Raw genomic sequence first — 1,174 nt, forward strand, 5'->3', positions numbered from 1 at the left:
TAAATTATAAAATATCATTTGAAAAGGTTTATCAATATAGCAATAAGGGAATTTCCTCTAAAAAATTTTAGTTAAGAAGGGAAGGGAAGACATGTCTGGAAGCAGTTTGTTATTTACTGTTGGTTCCTGTGCATTTTTTATGGCATTGGTGGGGTGGATTTCTTACATCAAAACGAAAGGATCAATCAATGATTCCACCGGCTATTTTTTAGCGGGGAGGGGACTTACAGGAACATTCATTGCTCAGCTCGTTCAACTCATTGCGAACAGCGCTGCCACTTTATTCGCCCTCGATATATATAAACCTCAGTTTAATCCAAATGTCAGTGATGAAAAACTGATCTCAATCAGTAAATGGTTCGGGGCGGTCTTGGCGGTGGTGTCAATGTGCATCTCGCCATTATTGATTCATGCGACGGATGGATTATGGGATTTGATCCGTCAGTTTACGGTTTCTTCAATATCCCGATCATCGTCATCCTGCTGGTGGGGATATTTTCAAAGCGAATCCCTGCAATTGCAGCAAAGACGGTCATTATCCTCCGTGTGTTCACCTACTATATGCTTGTTTGGGGAACCGGTCATTTATTCTGCTTCGCAATAGAGATTAACTTCATCCATATATATGGCATTCTTTTTGCAGCTGAAACAGCACTGATGGTGCTGGTCGGTATCTGGAAGCCGATGGTAAAGCCGTACGAATACCGCTACAATCCAAAGGTGGATATGATGCCGTGGAAATGGAGCATTCCGTCTTGCGTGTTTCTACTCGCATGTGTGGCAGTCACATATTTCTTATTTTCGCCAATCGGGCTGGCATATGAAGCGGGCATCATTTCCCCGTGGTTCTGGCCGGCAGCAGGTGCGGTCCTGCTAGTAACAGTCATTTTGATTTACACAGCACTTAAAAGTTGGAACCGGAAATATGCAGCCTATCTATTAAGAAATAGATTTTACAAACTGAAACGGAAAAAGAACACTTTGAAAAGTCTGCAGCCAAGCTATTACAAAATTGAATCCAAATAAAAAAAGGACGGTCCTTTCAATATAAAGTGTACCCTTTGTAAAGGACATTTTTAAAAAGCCTAAGCTACTTCTAAAAGATGATCTCTGTATTGAACAGGGGTCATCTTTTTTCGATTCCATTGATATCTATGGTGGTTATAGTAAGTAA

General features: G+C 40.8%; 2 protein-coding genes. One reads left to right on the top strand and one right to left on the bottom strand.

Translation table 11 applies throughout. The annotated features are described in order from the left end of the window. The first annotated feature begins 387 nt into the window (after positions 1 to 387). Complete coding sequence (locus HP456_RS24170; RefSeq protein WP_172255723.1) at positions 388 to 1,026, top strand: SLC5/6 family protein; 639 nt, start codon at positions 388 to 390, stop codon at positions 1,024 to 1,026. A gap of 59 nt (positions 1,027 to 1,085) precedes the next feature. On the opposite strand, the gene HP456_RS24175 is transcribed toward HP456_RS24170, so the two are convergent. Beyond that, positions 1,086 to 1,174: IS3 family transposase (locus tag HP456_RS24175; protein ID WP_146159189.1), on the bottom strand; the 89-nt coding region annotated here is incomplete at its 5' end.

Source organism: Bacillus haikouensis, from assembly GCF_013179555.1.
Lineage (GTDB): Bacteria > Bacillota > Bacilli > Bacillales > Bacillaceae_B > Rossellomorea > Rossellomorea haikouensis_A.